Annotated in this window: 15 protein-coding genes; 8 read left to right on the top strand and 7 right to left on the bottom strand. The window is 35.9% G+C overall.

Features of this window, described 5'->3' with window-relative positions; all coding sequences use genetic code 11:
• Window positions 1-10: 10 nt before the first annotated feature.
• The 7 genes from galK to RBH94_RS14945 all read right to left on the bottom strand — a co-directional run bounded on the left by galK (window position 11) and on the right by RBH94_RS14945 (window position 10,062).
• A complete protein-coding gene (galK, locus tag RBH94_RS14975; RefSeq protein WP_307881620.1) occupies window positions 11-1,162 on the bottom strand; it encodes a galactokinase in 1,152 nt (383 codons plus the stop codon).
• Between the two features lie 6 nt (window positions 1,163-1,168).
• Window positions 1,169-2,065, bottom strand: a complete 897-nt coding sequence (locus tag RBH94_RS14970) for an aldose 1-epimerase (protein WP_307881619.1) — start codon at window positions 2,063-2,065, stop codon at window positions 1,169-1,171.
• 190 nt (window positions 2,066-2,255) lie between these two features.
• Complete coding sequence (locus RBH94_RS14965; RefSeq protein WP_307881618.1) at window positions 2,256-3,665, bottom strand: cytosine permease; 1,410 nt, start codon at window positions 3,663-3,665, stop codon at window positions 2,256-2,258.
• A gap of 24 nt (window positions 3,666-3,689) precedes the next feature.
• Complete coding sequence (locus tag RBH94_RS14960; RefSeq protein ID WP_307881617.1) at window positions 3,690-4,979, bottom strand: class II aldolase/adducin family protein; 1,290 nt, start codon at window positions 4,977-4,979, stop codon at window positions 3,690-3,692.
• A gap of 56 nt (window positions 4,980-5,035) precedes the next feature.
• Window positions 5,036-6,406 carry an FGGY-family carbohydrate kinase gene (locus RBH94_RS14955; protein WP_307881616.1) on the bottom strand — a complete coding sequence of 457 codons (1,371 nt, stop codon included), beginning with the start codon at window positions 6,404-6,406 and terminating at the stop codon, window positions 5,036-5,038.
• A 3-nt stretch (window positions 6,407-6,409) separates the two neighbouring features.
• Window positions 6,410-7,690, bottom strand: coding sequence for a sugar isomerase (locus tag RBH94_RS14950; RefSeq protein ID WP_307881615.1), 1,281 nt, complete (start codon window positions 7,688-7,690; stop codon window positions 6,410-6,412).
• 266 nt (window positions 7,691-7,956) lie between these two features.
• Window positions 7,957-10,062: a bifunctional aldolase/short-chain dehydrogenase gene (locus RBH94_RS14945; protein ID WP_307881614.1), complete on the bottom strand. Its 2,106-nt coding sequence runs from the start codon at window positions 10,060-10,062 to the stop codon at window positions 7,957-7,959.
• 321 nt (window positions 10,063-10,383) lie between these two features.
• Here RBH94_RS14945 and RBH94_RS14940 point away from each other — a divergent pair, with 321 nt between their 5' ends.
• From RBH94_RS14940 to RBH94_RS14905, 8 genes are all read left to right on the top strand, one after another.
• Window positions 10,384-11,196 carry an SDR family oxidoreductase gene (locus RBH94_RS14940; protein WP_307881613.1) on the top strand — a complete coding sequence of 271 codons (813 nt, stop codon included), beginning with the start codon at window positions 10,384-10,386 and terminating at the stop codon, window positions 11,194-11,196.
• Between the two features lie 22 nt (window positions 11,197-11,218).
• Window positions 11,219-12,379: a mannonate dehydratase gene (gene uxuA, locus RBH94_RS14935; protein ID WP_307881612.1), complete on the top strand. Its 1,161-nt coding sequence runs from the start codon at window positions 11,219-11,221 to the stop codon at window positions 12,377-12,379.
• Window positions 12,380-12,401: 22 nt separating this feature from the next.
• On the top strand, window positions 12,402-13,139 hold the full coding sequence (locus RBH94_RS14930; RefSeq protein ID WP_307881611.1) for a (Fe-S)-binding protein: 738 nt from the start codon (window positions 12,402-12,404) through the stop codon (window positions 13,137-13,139).
• Window positions 13,140-13,141: 2 nt separating this feature from the next.
• Window positions 13,142-14,509, top strand: coding sequence for a lactate utilization protein B (locus RBH94_RS14925; RefSeq protein WP_307881610.1), 1,368 nt, complete (start codon window positions 13,142-13,144; stop codon window positions 14,507-14,509).
• On the top strand, window positions 14,502-15,083 hold the full coding sequence (locus tag RBH94_RS14920; RefSeq protein ID WP_307881609.1) for an LUD domain-containing protein: 582 nt from the start codon (window positions 14,502-14,504) through the stop codon (window positions 15,081-15,083). Before RBH94_RS14925 ends, RBH94_RS14920 begins: the two co-directional genes overlap by 8 nt.
• A gap of 90 nt (window positions 15,084-15,173) precedes the next feature.
• A complete protein-coding gene (kduI, locus tag RBH94_RS14915) occupies window positions 15,174-16,016 on the top strand; it encodes a 5-dehydro-4-deoxy-D-glucuronate isomerase (RefSeq protein WP_307881608.1) in 843 nt (280 codons plus the stop codon).
• 245 nt (window positions 16,017-16,261) lie between these two features.
• Window positions 16,262-17,359 carry a hypothetical protein gene (locus tag RBH94_RS14910; protein WP_307881607.1) on the top strand — a complete coding sequence of 366 codons (1,098 nt, stop codon included), beginning with the start codon at window positions 16,262-16,264 and terminating at the stop codon, window positions 17,357-17,359.
• A 103-nt stretch (window positions 17,360-17,462) separates the two neighbouring features.
• Window positions 17,463-19,721, top strand: coding sequence for a tetratricopeptide repeat protein (locus RBH94_RS14905; RefSeq protein ID WP_307881606.1), 2,259 nt, complete (start codon window positions 17,463-17,465; stop codon window positions 19,719-19,721).
• Window positions 19,722-19,855: the final 134 nt, after the last annotated feature.

Raw genomic sequence — 19,855 nt, 5'->3', positions numbered from 1 at the left:
TGTTTTTGCTTTAGTCAGTTACTAATCCGGTTCCATCAGCCAGTTCTACAGAGTAAATAGAACAGTCTTTACCAAATTTGTTTTTATAAAGTTCTGATATTTTTGTTTTAAAATCGTTAACAGCAGATTTAGAAATTAAGTTAATGGTGCAACCACCAAAACCACCACCCATCATACGGGCACCAAGAATCTGGTCGTTTTCTTTAGCTTGATCAACTAAATAATCAAGCTCTTCACAACTTACTTTGTATTGGTGTTGTAAGCCTTGGTGCGAACCGTAAATGAGTTCGCCTAAAGTTTTTAAATCACCATCGGTCATTGCTTTTGATGCTAATTCGGCACGTTTGTTTTCCTGAATAACGAACAACGCTTTCTGATAGTTTTCTTCAGTAACTTTATCTTTTACAGTTTCTAAATCGGTTTCAGTCGCGTCTCTTAAGGCTTTGATGTTAAGCATTTCTGAAATGGATTCACAAACCGAACGACGATCGTTATAAGCACTATCAGATAGGCTGTGCTTTACATTGGTGTTTATAAGCATTAATTCGTAACCTTCAAAATCAATATGAAACGGTTGTGCTTCAATCGATCTGCAATCTAACAATAAGGCGTGATCTTTAATACCGAACATGCTCGCATATTGGTCCATAATTCCGCAGTTAACACCTACATAGTTATGTTCTGCTTTTTGTGAGATGAAAATCATTTCTTCACGGGTTAAACCTAATTCGAATAGTTCATTCAATCCGAAAACCACAGAGTTTTCAAGTGCGGCAGAAGATGACATACCTGAGCCCGCCGGGATATTTCCACTAAACACCACATTGAAATTCCCAACGCTAAGTTCTTTTTTCTGAATTTCAGCAATAACCCCTAAAACATAATTTCCCCAGCTTTCTTTAGCTAAAGGTTGAATGTTGTGGACTGAAAATTCTAAAGTATCATCGACATCAATAGCGTAGGCTAAAGAGGTGTCGGAGTCATTTTTTTGAAAGGCCGCAACGATTCCTTTGTTTACGGCAGCCGGAAATACAAAACCATCATTGTAATCGGTATGCTCTCCAATGATATTGATGCGCCCTGGTGAAAATACCACGAGCGGTTGTGTGTTAAATTTATCTACAAAGGTTTCTTTTACCTTGTTCACTAATGCTTTATTCATAATTAACTATTGTAGTTTAATATTCCAGTTTAGTTGGTAGGTTTCGTTTGGTTTTAAGGTTTGTAAGCCCATGTTATTGTTAAAACTATTAGAAACACCTGTGGTTGGTTCAATGGCCACATGTGTCTTTTTTGGTGGCGTATAGATTTGTAAAAAGCTTTCTTTTGAAGAACTACTCATTAAAAAGCTATATTCCGGGGTATTGAATGTAATATCGTTATGGTTTAACAGAAAACAATCGTCAAGATATTTATCTTTAATTTCAAAATGATTAGTACCTGAAACTTCTTTTGTTCCTGTGGTAATGCAACGGTCATTTAAAACCAATTGTTTGTCACTACTAAAACTTAAAGTGCTACCGAAAAGGTTCGCTGATTCAAAATATGGATGCCATCCTAATGTAAAAGGAAACGTTTTGCTATCTGTATTTTTTATAGTCACATTCAAATCTAAAGACGTCGCCGTTAACACATATTCTAGTTGAATGGTGTATGTGTAAGGAAAACCTGCTGATTCATTTTTCTCAATGTATTCCAATGTTACTGAAGCTTGATTTTCATTAGTAAATTGATTAACCACTTTAAAAGTTTTATTGAATACTAAACCGTGCAACGCATTATTGTTTCCCTTTTCGTTTATTGGGAACTCGAAATTTTTGTCTTCAAAAGTATAGCTCCCGTTATCTATTCTGTTTGCAAAAGGAAATAAAATAGATGATGCGTAAGTATCAGAATAGGGCAGTGGGTCTAATGAGGTTATTAATGGTTTTCCATTTAGGGTTAATTCTTGTAAGCTCGCACCAAGGCTTGTGTAGATTTTTGCGGATGTTAGAAATGAAGCATTCTCAATTTCAATATATTCTAAACCCTTAGAATTATCCGTTTTAAGATTTATATTGTACAATTTTGATTAATTATCAGATTAAGAGTTACAAATATACTAACTAAAAATGTATTTTTATATAGAATTAAACGTATTTATTACGTTTAATTTTAATTTGATTTTTTAAACTATCCAGTATGCATTGAAAACTAGTAAAAAAAAGCCTGTAAATGAGTTTTACAGGCTTTTAGATTATAATAGAATTACTGTTTTATTGCTTTTGAAACATCTTGCTAAATACCAAGAATAATACACCACACATTAACCAGGTTGGTAAGGTTACAAACGATAAAAAGACATCGAATTGAATGGAAATAAAGTAGAATAGTCCGAAACTGATGGCCCATGCAAACAGTACCGATTTATTAAACTTAATTCCTGCATACTCGGCATAGTTTTTAATGATGCCGTATTTTTTAGCAAAGAAATGTTCGAATACAATAACAGCCCCAATAGGTGCTAAAATGAATCCGTAGAACGCAACGAAATCTAATAATTTCATGGCGAATGCAGGGAATAACCCAGCAAGAGTCGCTACAGTACCTGCAATAATGGTTACCCAGAATGTTGAAACTTTAGGGATGATAGCCTGAAACGCTAAACCAGCTCTGTAAATGGTTGGGTTAGCTGTTGTCCATCCCGCTAAAATCACAGCAATAATACCGAAAACACCAATAGCATTATATGCTAAAGGTCCTGGTGCTACCGATGGGGCTTGCCCAGTACTTAATAGGGCTTGTGCTTCTGGAGATTGTAAATACACTGCATATAATAAACAAGCTGCAATCCACGCCATATAGTGACCTACATACATACCAGCCGCAGTTGTCCATCCTGAACTTGCCTTTTTAGCAAAACGGAATACTGATAAATCGGACATACCAATATGCATTGCTGCATTTGCAAACCAAGACCAGATAACTACATGCCAGAATGTGTATTTTATTTGTCCTGGGAATGGGTCTGAACCTTCACCCCAGATGTCCCAGAATTCTGAAAAGCTACCAACACCTAACTGATTTAAAGCCACAATACCACAAGCCACAAAAGCCAAGACAATAATAGGAGACATATAGTTTGCTGCTTTCGAAACCGTGTCGTAACCACGCGCTGCAATAATAGAAATCACAGCTCCAATGGCTAATACAATTACAATCCATGTTACTCCATTAGGCATGGTATCGGTTAGTTTAGGCATAGGCATATCAAAAGGGATACCTACAGCAGTAGCAGAAACGGTTATCATGGAACCTGCCAGAAAACAGAACAAAATACCGTTAGCTAAATTGTAAATGGTAACCAGATTTTTACCGCTGATTTTTTCTAATTGAAAGTATAAAGTCAAACGGTTTTTAACCGCAACTTCGGCGGTAAGAAAACGCCAGCTTAAAACAGCTAACAGGTTTCCTAAAAGTAAGCCTATAATTAAATCGAAAGCACTAACTCCGGCAGTTAAAAATAAAGGTCCGATTACGAATTCGGTACCTGCGGCATGCTCACCGGCATACATACCTAAAAAGCTTTTCCAGCCCTTTAATTTAGATTGCGGGACAGGCGTTCTTTCAAACTCACCTCCAGCAATGTCCTCTATCATATCTTCTTCTTGATGATATTGTGTCATATATAATCTAGTTTAGTATTAGTTTTATGTTAAAAATTTCTGTCTTAATTCTTCTACCTGATCGTCGTTAATAGGCACCATATTACCCAATGAATTTCCTAAGACAATAGATTTTGCACTAAATTCGGCAACTTCAAGGTAGTCGAAGGTTTGTAATAATTTATCACCAGTAACAATAACAGAATCGTTTTCAATAATTAAAGCCGTAGTACAGTCGTCAATAATTTGAGAGTTGTTATTGGCTTTAAAATGTGTTCCGTATTCTACCATTGGAATATCTTGTAAAAAGATCCAGCTTTCCGGAATGGTACGCACGTTTAAATACGATTTTGTTACCGAGAACGCCATTAAGTATGGCGATTGCGTCATGATGATTGAATTGACCTTCGGATTACGTTTGTAAATCTCCTGATGAATCCAGGTGGCTCTACTAGGGTTTTTACCAGCTTCTCTTTGTCCGTCTTTAATTTGAACGATATCTTCAATCGCCATATCCCAACGATTAACGTGGGTAGGGGTAATCAAGAAATCGTCTCCTTTCCAACGCATAGAAACGGTTCCGTACGAGCTTATCATTAAACCTTGTTCGCAGGAACGCTTCACGATGTTACAAATCTCCAAACGTTTTTCAACTTCATCTGATGGATACTCGGTTGCAGCCATTTCAGGAAGTGTCGATTGGGTTTGTGATTCAAACTGTTCTATTTGATCATCGGTTAAATAATTAGGTGTTCCTATTTGAGAACCGTAAAGAATAGTGCGTGCACACAGCTCTAAAGCTTCAAAGCGCTCGAAAGCATCATTTAAATCACTACCACCTAATACGGTTCCATGGTTTTCCATGATAACCGCTTTAAACCCTTTTTTAAATTCTTCAGCAATAACATCTCCTAGTTTATGACTTCCAGGTAATTCGTAAGGCGCATAACCAATCGGCCCGCAAACGTGTTTGGCTTGTGAAATAATATTTGTATTTGGTATCTGACGAACAATACTGAAAGATACTAATGCTGGCGGATGTGCGTGTATTACCGATTTAATATCCGGCCTAATATCATATATGGCTTTATGAAAAGGAAACTCCGACGATGGTTTGTGTTTACCAATCACGGTACCATCCTTCCTGACGCAAATAATATCGGATGACTTCAACGATCCTTTATCGATTGCTGAAGGTGTTACCCAAATATCACCGTTGTCATCGATGATAGAAATATTACCACCCGAGGTGGTCGTCATGCCCCTTTTGTAGATTCGACTAATAATTTTTGTAATCTGATCTCTGGGGTGCTCCAAATTTAATTTTGAGGCCATATTGAATTAATTTAATGTTAGGCAAATATTAAAACATAACAAGCTATAAGTTTAGGTTAACTGATGATAAACGGTACGTGTTTTTTTAACGAATAGTTCTTTTTCAGGAATTTAGAATTCAGTTTGCTATCTGAAATTGAAATGGCAGCCCCTAAAGCCGATCCTAGAGAAGAATCGGTGGTTCTTAATTTCATATTTCTGAAGTTATGCGATAACAGTTTAATGAATAAATCGTTGTCGCTAAAACCACCGTCTACATATAAACGTTTGATATGCTCTTCGCCAATAACATCTTTTATGCTCTTAATTTGAAGTTCTACTAATTCCATCATCAGTTGATGGTATGCTTCTTCAAATTCGCTGTATGGAAGTTTTGTTTCGGAAGGCATATCGTTTGAAGACAGACTTTCCCATTTAAACATATGCTCAAAGTCATTCGCGATTTCTGTGTAGATCTCGTAATTGAATTTAATATGGCGATGGGTGTCTTCAGGAACGTTGTAATGCTTATGGAGTTTACTCACCTGAATTTTATATTCGTTACCTAAAAATAAACGCGTTGCTTTTACAGGTTTTCCGTTAATACGCATGTAATTGATAGAATCTTTATCATGTGTATCTTCAATAATTGGATGGTCTGCAAACGGATTTAAGGTAATGCTCCATGTACCTGTAGATACCAAAACAAATTTCTTTTTAATGCTTCGTACGTAAGGTAAAAGAGCTGATGAACTATCGTGAATACCAACGCCTATTTTAATGCGTCGGCCATTATAGTTCATATTAATGCTTGTTTCGGTAGAAACAATAGTTGGAAGAATATGGTGTAATTCTTCTTTATATACCCACTCGTGGTAATCTTTTTTTGTGTAATCCCAAAGCGCGGTATGACAACCAATACTGGTGTATTCGCTTAATGGAATTCCGGTAAACACATAGCTAAGGTATTGTGGAAGATGTAACGAGTATTTAATTTTTTTGAAAATTTCAGGTTTACTGTACTTTAACCAGTACAATTGTAAACCTGAATTTAATAAGCTTAAATCGAAACACCCGGTAGTTTTTAAAAACTCCTCTTTAGGGCCGTATTTGTCCAAAAATGAATCAACGATCTCTTGGTCTAAAGGTTTTGTGTAGTTGTAAAGCGGCGTTAGTACCTCGCCGTTTTCATCAATATGTACAAAACTTGCTCCATAAGTTGAAAAGTTAATCGCTTTAACATTAAACTCCTGAGCATCTAAAATATTTTGAAACACACTTTTTAGCCATGTTTGAAGCGCTTCTAAATTTTCGGTAGGATGACCATCTTCATCTTCAATTTCCTCGAAACTTGTATACTCTTTATAAACTTCTTTGTAGTCTTTATCGAATAGGAAGAATTTTTTATTGGTTTTTCCTATATCAAATACAGCAGTTACATCTATCATTTCTTATAATCCAGTTGCTACGGTGTGTTTTCCTCTTTCTTCAATTAATGTGTCTCTAACGCCTAATGTGCGGTATGCGTTAATCGGACTTAAAGCACCACCTGCTAAACGTCTAGCTTCAGCTAAAAGCGGACGAACATCGGTTCTGTAAGCGTCTTGTAAAATTTCCTGACACTTCACAACGTCATGATTTAATTGCGCTGCTTTTAATTCAGCCTGATCAACTAATAATGCCTTAGCGTAAGCTTCCTGGATAGCTTCTAAAGATTGAATTAAATCTTCTAAAGGATCTTTTACGTTGTGGCTTGCGTCAATCATCCAAGCTAAATCCGGATTTTGTGGATTATTTTGCATACCGTAAACTAATTCGTTGAAAATTAAGAATAAGGCATAAGGCTTGATGCTTCCAACAGTTAAATCGTCGTCACCGTATTTACTATCGTTAAAGTGGAATCCTCCTAATTTACCTTTTAACATTAATACAGAAACAATCTGCTCAATATTACTGTTTGGTAAATGGTGACCTAAATCGACTAACGAGTACGCTTTTTCTCCACAAGCATTGGCCAACATGAATGATGTTCCCCAATCCTGAATAACCGTACTGTAGAAGTTAGGTTCGTAAGGTTTGTATTCGATTAACATACTCCAGTCGTCAGGAAGACCTTTGTAGATATCTTTTAGACTGCTTTCTGTTTGCTGTAATGCTGTTTGAAAATTAGTTTGCCCAGGGAAACAAGAACCATCGGCTAACCAAACGGTTAAACTTTTTGATCCTAATTTGTTACCAATGTTAATCACATCTAAGTTATGCTGAATTGCTTGTTGTCTTGCTGCTTCACTGGTACTACTTAAAGAACCGTATTTGTACGTTTCTTTAGCATCTTTTTGATCTTGAAAGGTATTCGAGTTAACTGCATCAAACTTAATGTTTAATCCGTTTGCTAAATCTTTAACTGCAGCGTAATCTTGTGGGATGTCCCAAGGAATGTGTAATGACACCGCTCCAGCCGTTTGTGTTAAAGAGTGGATTAACCCGATATCCTGAATTTTTTGTTCTAAACTTGAAGGCTCTCCGTAGAAAGAAAAACGTCCGAAACGTGTTCCTCCAGCACCTAAAGCCCAGCTTGGTATTGCTACTTGAAAGTCTTTTAATTTACTTACAATAGCCTCTACATTAGCCCCTTTTTTAGAAAGGTTATTTGCTAAGAAATCGAAATTTTCTTTGTGTGATTGTAAACCAGATTTATTCGTATCCTGAATGTGGTTTTGTTCTATTTTCATCTGTTTTAAATTTTTTGTTTTCTGAATGTTCAAAAAATTTGAATACATTCAGGAACTTATATAAATTTTATCATTTCTGGTTGAAGAATTTACAAATAATAAAATTTATACTTGTTTCATGTCTTTAATTGTAATTGGTTACTACAAGATACAATCATTTTCTTAATTGTGTAGTTATAGAAAATGCGTATCTGAAATTAAAAAAAAACTCCCATAGATATTTAACTATGCTATGGAAGTTTTTACAAACTAAAACTAACTATCGTTTATCTTACAAATGCATTGGCCATACCACCATCTACATTTATAATGTTTCCTGTTGATTTATCTAAGATGCCCACGAAAGTAAAGACACCGTTAGCAATATCATCAGGAGTAATGATTTCGTTTAATAAATTTCTTTTTGCATAAAATGCAGGAAGTTCTTCAACGGTAATGCCGTTTGCTTTTGCACGACCTTCGGCCCAAGCACCTTCCCATATTTTACTTCCAACAATAACACCATCAGGGTTTACGGTGTTTACACGTACTTTATCTTTAGCTAACTCAGCGGCTAATAAACGTACCATATGTTGTTGCGCCGCTTTAGCAGTACCGTAAGCTACGTTATTAGGTCCTGCAACTAAACCATTTTTACTTGCGATAGCGATATAATCACCACCTAAGTTTTGTTGGCGTGCGATGGCTGCGAATTGTTTTGCTAAGTCAAACTGACCTTTTACTAAGATACTTTGTAAAATGTTCCAGTCTTTGTCTGTTGTGTCTTCTAAAGATTTAGAAATCGCTAAACCAGCACTATGTACCACGATATCAACCCCACCAAACTCTAAACAAGCTTTTTTGTAAGCCTTAGCGATAGAATCGGTATCGGTAACATCACAAACAGCATATGTAGACACATCACGTTTGTATGTTGCATGAGCTTCTTTTAAGCTTTCTTCGTTAATATCGGTTAATACTACGTTAGCACCTTCAGTAGCTAATTTATCAGCAATAGCTTTACCAATTCCACCACCTGCACCAGTAACAAACGCTACTTTACGAGATAATGGTTGTTCTTTTGGCATACGTTGTAATTTCGCTTCTTCTAATAACCAGTACTCGATATCGAATGCTTCTTGTCTTGGTAAAGAAGTATATTCAGTAATCGCTTCAGCACCACGCATTACGTTGATTGCATTGATGTAGAACTCACTTGCTACACGTGTGGTTTGCTTGTTTTTAGCAAAACTGAACATACCAACTCCAGGGTAAATAATAATTACCGGGTTCGGGTCACGCATTGCAGGACTATTATCTCTTTTACAAGTATTGTAATAATCTGCGTATTCCTGTCTGTATTGTTCGAAAGCAGGCTCTAATTTAGCAAGTACAGCTTCAGCATCTGATAAATCTTCTTTTGGATCTAACGTTAATACTAAAGGTTGAATTTTTGTACGTAAGAAGTGATCTGGACAAGAGGTTCCCATTGGCGCTAAACGCTCTAGGTCGTTACTATTAATATACTCCATTACCACATCGCTATCTGCGAAGTGACCAATCATTCTGTTTTCAGAAGAACACAAACCTCTTAATAACGGCATTAATTGCGCAGCTTTTTCTAAACGCTCTTCCTGTGGTAAGCTTTCTACTATTTGTCCGCCAAAAACAGAACCTTTTTCTTCAATCTTTTTAGTGATGTATTCAGAAGCCATTTCAATAACTTCTAAACTGTTCATATAACATTCGTAAGAGGTGTCTCCCCAAGTAAATAAACCGTGGCTACCTAAAACGATACCTCTAATGCCTGGGTTTTCAGCTAAACATTTTTCTAATTGTAAACCTAAATCGAAACCAGGACGTTGCCAAGGCACCCATCCCATAGTGTCTCCCCAAATTTCTTTGGTTACTTTTTCGCTGTCTTTTGCAGCAGCAACCGCGATAAGAGCATCTGGGTGTAAGTGGTCGATATGTTTAAAAGGTAATAAACCGTGAAGTGGCGTATCGATTGATGGCGCTTTACTATCTAAGTCATAAATACAGTGGTTAAATAACCCAACCATACGGTCTTCATCTTCTAAACCTCCATATACATTTTTTAAATCGCGTAATCTTTCGGTGTACAATCCAGCAATACCAGAACGTGTTAAGGTACCAATATCTCCTCCAGAACCTTTAACCCACATTACTTCAACTTCTTCATTAGTTAATGGGTCTTTTTCTATGGTTTTACAACTTGTGTTACCACCACCATAATTAGTGATTCTTAGGTCTGCACCTAATATATTTGAACGGTATAAAAATAAAGCTACTTGGTCGTCACCTAAGCTATCAGCTTTTTTATCATCCCAAAGATAATCTACGTATTTAAATTGTTTTTCAAGTGTATTCATGAGAATTTTTAAAATATTTGTTCTCAAAATTAAACGAAGTGATTTTTGTTTCTATCCTGTACTGTACTGTAAAATGAATAAAATATTGATAATTTGATATTTATTTATTGTTAAAACAACGATATTGATATTATTTTAAACATTTTTTTATAGCAAATTATCAGTTCTTTGTTTTTTGATTGTCAATTATTTAAAGAATTAATAAAAGTGATAGTTATTTTTAAAAAAGGAAATAAACAGTACAGTGCAGTATAGTAATTATTATGTATATCATTAAATTTGCTACAATCATCAAGATTTTTAAACTTTTCAAAATAATAAATGAATCTATTTAATTTAGACGATAAAGTAGTTCTCGTTACCGGAGGCGGTGGTGTATTAGGAGGCAGCATGGCCGAATATTTACTTTTACAAGGCGCTACGGTAATCATATTACATTATAAACAAGACACGGTTGATGCAACCGTAAAACACATGAAAACCATCAGTAATAAAGTTGATGGGTATTTGTGTAATGTTGTAGAGGAAGAAAGCTTACAAGAAGTGTCGGATGCCATTATCGCAAAATATGGAAAAATCGATGTGCTGATTAACGCGGCAGGCGGTAATATGCCTGGAGCGACTGTAGGACCAACACAATCGTTTTTCGATATCAATATGGATGACTTTAAAAAGGTTGTCGATTTAAATTTATTCGGAAGTATCATCCCTTCTGTCGTTTTTGGTAAAGAAATGGTAAAGAATAAATCGGGCGTTATCATTAATATTTCTTCTATGGCTGCCGACAGAGCTATTACACGCGTTGCGGGGTATTCAGCTTCAAAAGCGGCAATTGATAATTATACCAAATGGTTATCTGTTGAATTAGCCACGAAATACGGAGATGGCTTACGTGTTAATGCCATTGCTCCAGGATTTTTCATTGGGAATCAAAATCGTGCGTTGTTGTTAAATGAAGACGGAAGCTATACCGACAGAGGTAAAACCATTATAAACAACACACCAATGAAACGCTTTGGCGAAGCCGATGAGTTGCATGGCGCTTTACATTATTTGTGTTCTGATGCCTCAAAATTTGTAACGGGGATTGTTATTCCAGTTGATGGCGGATTTAGTGCGTTTAGTGGGGTTTAATTTTATTCAGATTTAAAAGAAAATGCAAGAAACATTTAGATGGTTTGGAGTTTCAGACTCTGTAAAATTATCAGATATAAAACAAGCAGGGGCAACAGGTGTTGTAACCGCTTTACACCATGTGTCTAATGGAGACGTTTGGGAAGTTGAGGAAATACAAAAAGTAAAAAATCTAATTGAAGCCGAAGGTTTAGTGTGGAGCTTTATCGAGAGTATTCCTATTCACGAAAACATAAAATTACGTCAAGGCGATTATTTACAACGTATTGAAAACTACAAGCAAAGTCTACGAAATGTAGCGGCTTGTGGTATTAAAAACGTATGCTATAATTTTATGCCGGTGTTAGACTGGACTCGTACGCAACTGTTCTGGAAATTAGAAGATGGCAGCACAGCGTTGCGTTTCGATAAGGTGGAGATGGCGGTTTTCGAAAAATATATCATGGAGCGTGAAGGGGTAGAGGAAGCCTATACTTCTGAAATTTTAGCTTTAGCTGAAAAGCGTTTTGCTAAAATGTCTGCTGAAGAAAAGCAAGCCCTTGAAGACAATGTGTTAAAAGGTTTACCTGGAACAGTTGACGATTTAACGATTCCGGTATTTAAAGACATGATTGCGCAGTACGATAACTTATCACATGCCGATTTAAAAGCGAATTTATCATTCTTTTTAAACGAAGTCATTCCGGTATGTGAAGAAAATGGCATTGTGATGGCTATTCACCCAGACGATCCGCCAATGGATATTATGGGCTTACCACGTATCATTAAATCGGAAGCAGATTTAACCGATTTAGTAAACTTTATCGATAGCCCGTCAAACGGCATCACATTTTGTACAGGGTCGTTAGGTGCCAATCCGGATAACGATTTACCAAGTATGATTAGAAAGTTTGCCGATCGCATTCACTTTTTACACCTAAGAAATGTAAAACGCGAAGATGATGGGAGTTTCTATGAAGACAATCATTTAGATGGTTCTTCAGATATGTACGAAGTAGTAAAAGCTGTTTTAGAAGTAGAAAAACAAAGAAATATACAATTACCAATGCGTCCGGATCACGGACATCAAATGTTAAGCGATTTAGAAAACAATAAAGCATATGCTGGGTATACGGCGATTGGTCGTTTACGTGGTTTAGCAGAATTACGTGGCTTAGCACTTGGTATTTCAAAAAGTATATAAATAGTAATTTAAAAGCATTAATATGAAAGTCGGTTTATTTATACCGTGTTATATAAATCAACTCTATCCGCAGGTCGGAATAGCATCATTAGAACTTCTGGAAAAATTAGGAGTCGATGTTGAATATCCGTTAGGACAAACCTGTTGCGGACAACCACTTGGGAATTCAGGGTACGAAGACGACTCTAAAGGCACCTGTCAGTTGTTCGTTGAAAATTTCAAAAACTACGATTATATCGTAGGGCCTTCGGGAAGTTGTGTGTATCATGTAAAGAAGCATTTTGATATCTTAGAACAAACTGAAGAAGTGAAACGCGTTCGTGAAAACACCTATGAGTTGTGTCAGTTTATATATCAGGTGCTTGGTAAAACCGATTTAGGAGCGTCCTTTCCGCATAAAGTAGGTATTCATAAAAGTTGTCACGGATTACGTGGATTACGATTAGGCTCATGTTCAGAGCGTATGGATCCTCATTTTTCAACTGAAGAAAATTTACTGAAAGAAGTAAAAGGTTTAGAGTTAAAAACTTTGAATCGTGCTGATGAATGTTGCGGATTTGGTGGAACATTCTCGGTGTTTGAAGAAGCTATTTCAGTAAAAATGGGAAAAGATAGAGTCCAGGATCATATTGATAGTGATGTAGAAGTGATTACTGGAGCCGACCATTCGTGTTTAATGCATTTGGAAGGTTTAATCAATAGAAACAAGCAGCCACTTAAGGTGATGCACATAGCAGAAATTTTAAACAGTACTATCTAATTATGGCACACGCAGAAGCAGCAGCAAAATTTAATGAAAACGAGGCTAAGGTAAATTGGCACGATAAAGCCTTATGGTTTGTAAGGCAGAAACGTGATAAACAGGCTCATAAAATACAAGGTTGGGAACAACTTCGTGACTATGCATCGGCACTAAAGGCTAATGTGTTATCGAATTTAGATAATTATTTGGTGCAATTTGAAGAAAACGCAAAAAAGAATGGTGTTACAGTACACTGGGCAGCTAATGCTGAAGAACATAATAAAATAGTTCACAGCATTCTTCAAAAACACAATGCTAAGAAGATAGTGAAGAGTAAATCGATGTTAACTGAAGAATGTCATTTAAATCCGTTTCTAGAAGCTAATGATATTGAAGTTATCGACACGGATTTAGGGGAGCGCATTGTTCAATTGGCAAAGGAGCCACCGAGTCATATTGTATTACCTGCTATTCATAAAACTAAAGAAGAAGTAGACGAGTTATTTCAGGAGCATTTAGGCACCAAGCCAAGTGGAGGAAATCCTGAATATCTTACTCGTGAGGCAAGAAAGCATTTAAGAAATAAGTTTTTGCAAGCCGATGCGACGATAACTGGTGTTAATTTTGCCGTTGCCGATACTGGTGGTTTTGTAGTATGTACCAATGAAGGTAACGCCGATATGGGAGCACACTTAGCTAAAGTACATATTGCCTGTATGGGTATGGAAAAGTTAATTCCACAAGAAAAACACTTAGGTATATTTTTACGTTTATTAGCAAGAAGTGCAACAGGTCAGCCTATAACGACCTATTCTTCGTATTTCAATAAGCCGGAAGAAGGTAAAGAAATGCATATCGTTATCGTTGATAATGGAAGAACGGAGCAGTTAAGTCGAGAGGATTTCAGACGATCGCTGCACTGTATTCGTTGTGGGGCATGTATGAACACTTGCCCGATTTACAGACGTAGTGGCGGACATAGTTACGATGCAACCATTCCAGGGCCTATCGGTTCTATTTTATCACCAGGAAAAGACTTAACTAAACACAGTTCGTTACCATTTGCATCTACACTTTGTGGGTCTTGTAGTGATGTGTGTCCGGTAAAAATTAATATTCATGAGCAGTTGTATAAATGGCGTCAAATTATCGTAAAAGACGTACCACAACCAACTGTAAAGAAAAGTATAATGAAAGCTGCCGGAAGTATTTTGGCAAAACCAAAGACGTATGATTTTGTAGGGAAGTCCACGCGTTTTATATTAAAACATACGCCAAAATCTTTAATAAATTCAAAAATTAACACCTGGGGTCATGCTAGAGATTTACCGGAAGTAAAAGGTGACAATTTCGAAGAGTGGTACAAAAAAAGACAAAAAAATGAGTAGAGAATCTATATTAAAAGCGGTGAGGGCAAATAAACCTGAAACCCTGCCATTACCGGATATCGATTTAAGTGTTTTTGATGAGGATATTAATTTAATAGAACGCTTTAAAGAAAATATTGAATTTGTTGGTGGACGTCTTCTTGAGTTAGATGGATTAGCTACCCTTGATGAAGAGATTAAGACGTTATATCCAGAAGCTAAAAAAATTGTGTCTTGCATGAAGGAATCCGCCTTAGGTACAGTTCCTGTTTCAAAAGAGACCGACCCACATACGCTTGAGGACATCGATTTAACCATTATAAAAGGTAATTTTGCAGTAGCCGAAAATGGTGCTGTTTGGGTTTCGGAAGACGATATGGTTGTACGTGCTTTACCATTTATTACCAACGATTTAATTTTGGTAGTCCCTAAAAATGCTGTTAATTTGCATATGCACCAGATTTTTGATGCTATTTCAGAGCGTGAAAGAACCTTTGGAACCTTCATTTCAGGACCATCAAAAACAGCAGATATAGAACAATGTCTGGTAGTTGGTGCCCACGGAGCCATTAGCTTAACCGTCGTTCTTTTTTAGAAAATGGTATTTGGATAAATTTTATTTTATCCGTGTAAATAGCTTAAACGTTTAAGCATTAAAAAAATTAAGAAACTAAAACTATAAATTATGTCAGTTAGTTATGAATCGCGTTACGCATCAAGCCCTCAAGGCGTAAAAGGGTACGATACAACGCAACTAAGAAACGAATTTTTAATTGAAAATCTTTTTGAAGCCGATAAATTGAACTTAGTGTATTCACACTACGATCGTTTTATTACAGGAGGTGTGTTACCGGTTTCTAAATCAGTGTCATTAGATGCAATTGACCCGCTTAAAGCAGAATTCTTTTTACAAAGAAGAGAGCTTGGTATTATTAATATCGGTCAAGCCGGAACAGTAACTGTAGACGGTACTGTATATGAGTTAAACCACAAAGAAGCTTTATATGTAGGGCAAGGTAATAAAGAAGTTGTATTTGCAAGTACATCTGCAGATAGCCCGGCAATGTTCTATTTAAATTCAACACCTGCTCATAAAGCGTATCCAACAAAGAAAATTGGAACTGATGATGTAGAAGTTATTGAATTAGGATCTCCTGAAACTGCCAATGCACGTACTTTAAGAAAGTATATTGTAAACAGCGTCGTTGATGTATGTCAGTTACAAATGGGAATGACATCTATTAAAGTAGGAAGTAGCTGGAATACAATGCCGGCTCACGTTCACGATCGTAGAATGGAAGTGTATTTCTACTTTGAAGTACCAGAAGGGCAATCGGTTTGTCACTTTATGGGAGAAACTAACGAAACAAGACACATCTGGATGCAAAATAACCAGGCAGTAATTTCTCCACCATGGTCTATTCACTCAGGTTCAGGTACAAGTAATTACTCGTTCATCTGGGGTATGGCTGGTGAGAATTTAGATTACGGCGATATGGATGTTTGTGCTATTCCGGAATTGAGATAGTATGTTATTACAGATTTTAAAAAAGGCGCTAAAAATTAGTTTTAGCGCCTTTTTGTATTTGTAGTATTTTATGTGGTTAAAAATGAGTAAATTAAGATGTTTAAATTTATTCGTATGAAATATGTTACTATCGCATTATTAGTACTCAACAGCTTAAGTGCGTTTGCACAAGATCCGTTTTTAACCATTACATCAAAGATTCCATAAATCATCAACCTCGTATTAAGTCTAGTTTAGGTGTTAATATGAAACTAAATGGCTATATGGATATTTTTGGAGGCTTGAATGATAATGAAACCTTTAATGTAGGGCTTATTAATGTATTTGGAACGGATGATGATAAAAGTCTTAAAGCAGATTTATATCAAACTCAATTGCGATTAACGACACATATGGTTCAGGAAAACGGAAAAGTAATTAAAGCTGTAGTTGAATCTGATTTTTGGGGAGGAAATGGAAGAATGCGTCTTAGAAAAGCATATGTAGAAACCGAACATTGGCAAATAGGGCAGATGTGGAATAATTTTGGAGACGAAGACATCTGGCCGGATATTATGGAGTTGGAAGGTCCGCCTTCAGGAGTGTGGATTCGCACGCCCCACGTGAAATATAAAAATACATTTTCCAACCCTAACTGGATTTATGAAGCCAGTATTGAAGCGCCTATAGCAACTAGTTTTACTTACGATGAATTCCAGCCATTAGTAGAGGAGGTCGATCAGTTTATGCCGGATTTCACTTTTGCGGTAAAATATAAAAAGGATTGGGGGCATTTAAGATTATCTTCCATATTGAGAAGTGTACGTTATAAATTGGATGATGAGATAGATAATTTTTTAGGTTATGGAGTAAGCTTTAGTGGAAATTATAAACCCAATTTAAACAACTTTCAATTTCAATTGGTTGGGGGTAAAGGTATTTCAGCATATTTAACTACGGTTTCTGGAGGAGGTTATGATGGATATCCTTCCGGAAATAATAATATCAGTGCAACTCCTGCTTTTGGAGGTTGGGCATCTTATGGGTACTTTATAACTACTAAATTGCATACCAATATAGTTTTTGGAGCGACACAATTTAAGTTAGATGACTCCGAAAGGCTTATTGTTTATGAATCATTAGATGATACAACGGTGTTTGTAGAGGGCGATTTTCTGCATAAGCATTATTATGGTATTTTTAACCTTATGTATGATGCTTATAAACGTATGACCGTTGGTCTCGAGCTCGACTACGGTATAAAATCAATAGATGTTAAAGGGGAAGTAAATGGTGTAGCTCAGGCTTTAGATAAAAGTCGTGATGCCATGAGAATTAGTTTCGGTTTTATGTATAATTTTTAAGCAGATATTTACAGATTTTACTTCTTATTTATAGCTGTTCTAAGTCAAAATTAAGTTACATTTATAGTACAATTTATTCTGTAATTTTTTAAAGATAAAGATTTTGGCTAACCCTACTATTACTCGTGCTTTATCAAGCTTAACCTGTTTATTTGTTTCAATTGTTTTATTGAATTCTTGTAAGAAAGAAAAGAAATATGAAGCGATAACTAAAGATGATATTTTTACATCAACCGCTTTAATTCCGGATAAGCATTTTTTAGGAGACGAAACCTGTAAAAGTTGCCATGAAGCAGAGTTTAAAGATTGGCAAGGTTCTCACCACGATAAGGCCATGCAAATAGCTGATAGCACATCAATTCTGGCTGATTTTAAAGGAGAAACATTCACTAATCAAGAGGTGACCTCTAGATTCTACCAAAAGGATGGTAATTATTACGTAAATACCGAAGGACCGGATGGCAGCTACCAAGATTACAAAATTGTTTATACTTACGGAATTACACCACTACAACAGTATATTGTGGAATTTCCAAATGGAGCTTACCAGTGTTTAAGTACAGCTTGGGATTCAGTTGAGAACAAGTGGTTCAATTTATTTCCTGATTTTAGGGTGGTCCATGAAGAGTGGCTGCACTGGACAAATAAAGGTTTGAACTGGAATACCATGTGTTCCGATTGCCACTCTATAAACGTTAGGAAAAACTACGATTTTAAAACAGATAGTTACGATACTAAGTTTGCTTTAATCAATGTTAGTTGTGAAGCTTGTCATGGACCAGGAAAACAACACGTTGAAGATGTTAAGCGATTAGGTGAAGAATATATGCCCACGGGAACTATGAAAATGACAAGCAGAATAGCCCCAAAACAATTGGTGGACGAATGTGCAAGATGCCACGCTAGACGCGAACAATTCACTGAAAATTACAATTATGAAGGCACGTTTTTAGATCATTATTTTCCGCATTTAATTGTAGAACCACAATACTATCCCGACGGACAAATTTTAGATGAAGACTATGTGTATACTTCGTTTATGCAGAGTAAAATGTATAAAAACGATGTGGCTTGTAATAGTTGCCACAATCCACATTCTTTAAAGTTAAAAATTGAAGGCAATGCATTGTGTACCCAATGTCATACTCCAACAAAGTATAATACACCAGATCATCATAAGCATGAGATGGGAACCGAAAGTGCTGCATGTATTAATTGCCATATGACAGGGAGATATTATATGGGTAACGATTTTAGGCGAGATCATAGTTTTAGAGTGCCACGACCGGATCAGAGTTTGAAATACGGTACACCAAATGCCTGCGTAGACTGCCATGATACTAAAGATAATAAATGGGCTTGGGAATCTTTTCAAGAATTATATGGTAAAGTAGATTCTTTACATTTTTCAGATAAGTTAGTACCAGGTGTAATTGGAGAAGCTCATGCCGATGTTGGATTGATTGATTTAATTCACGATACTTCAGAAAACGAATTAGTTAGGGCTTCGGCATTACGAGCCTTATCAAATTATGATATCCAGCAATATTTAGATGAATATATTACCCGATTAAATGATAAATCACCCATGGTGCGCGCAACAAGTGTGGATGTACTGAGTAATATTAATAACACCGATTATATTAATTATTTACTACCATTGCTAAAAGACCCTAAAAGAACAGTTCGTGTAAAAACATTCTATGCGTTGGCAGGTGTTAATGTACTTCAAATTCCAGAAAGTTATAAAGCGGTCTATGCTAAAGTAAAAAAGGAGTTTGAAACTTATTTAGATTTGAATACCGATTTTGCTGGTGGATTGGCAAGAAAAGGAAATTATTATATAAAACAAGGTGATCTACAGCAGGCTGTGTTTTACTATGAAAAGGCCTTGGAAGTTGATAATTTGGAGAATAATTTAAGATTAACCTTAGCTAATTTATACTATAATACGGGAGCTTATAAAAATGCAGAGGAAACCTTTAAAATTGTCATTGAACAGGAGCCAGATTATGGTGTAACCTATTATTCATTGGCCTTGTTATTAGCCGAATTAAATAGGGAAGACGAATCTATCTCTTATTTAGAGCAGACTATTGATAAAATGCCCGAAAATATTCGAGCATACTATAATTTAAGTTTACTCTATGATAAAAGGAATAAGCCAAATAAAGCCGAAGAGGCTTTGGTTAGCGGCTTGAAAGTAGATGGCAATAATGAGAGTTTATTGTATGCTTTAGCGTATCATTATGCTAAAAATAATGAGAGCATTAAGGCAAAAAATATAGCCAAACGTTTGGTGGATTTATACCCCAATAATCAACAGTATTATACGTTTTATCAGCAGCTATCAAATATCTAATTCTTTAGATTTTTCAATCTTTAATCTTTTACTAATAGATGTAAGTTTTACAGTTATCATAAAATTTGTTAAAATCTATAGTTTTACTAAAGAAACCCTAAATTATGGAAAAGACTATTGGTTAAATTTAATAT

The sequence above is a fragment of the Aestuariibaculum sp. YM273 genome, assembly GCF_030908365.1.
Classification (GTDB): domain Bacteria; phylum Bacteroidota; class Bacteroidia; order Flavobacteriales; family Flavobacteriaceae; genus Aestuariibaculum; species Aestuariibaculum marinum.
This window is presented reverse-complemented; position numbering and strand designations above follow the sequence as displayed.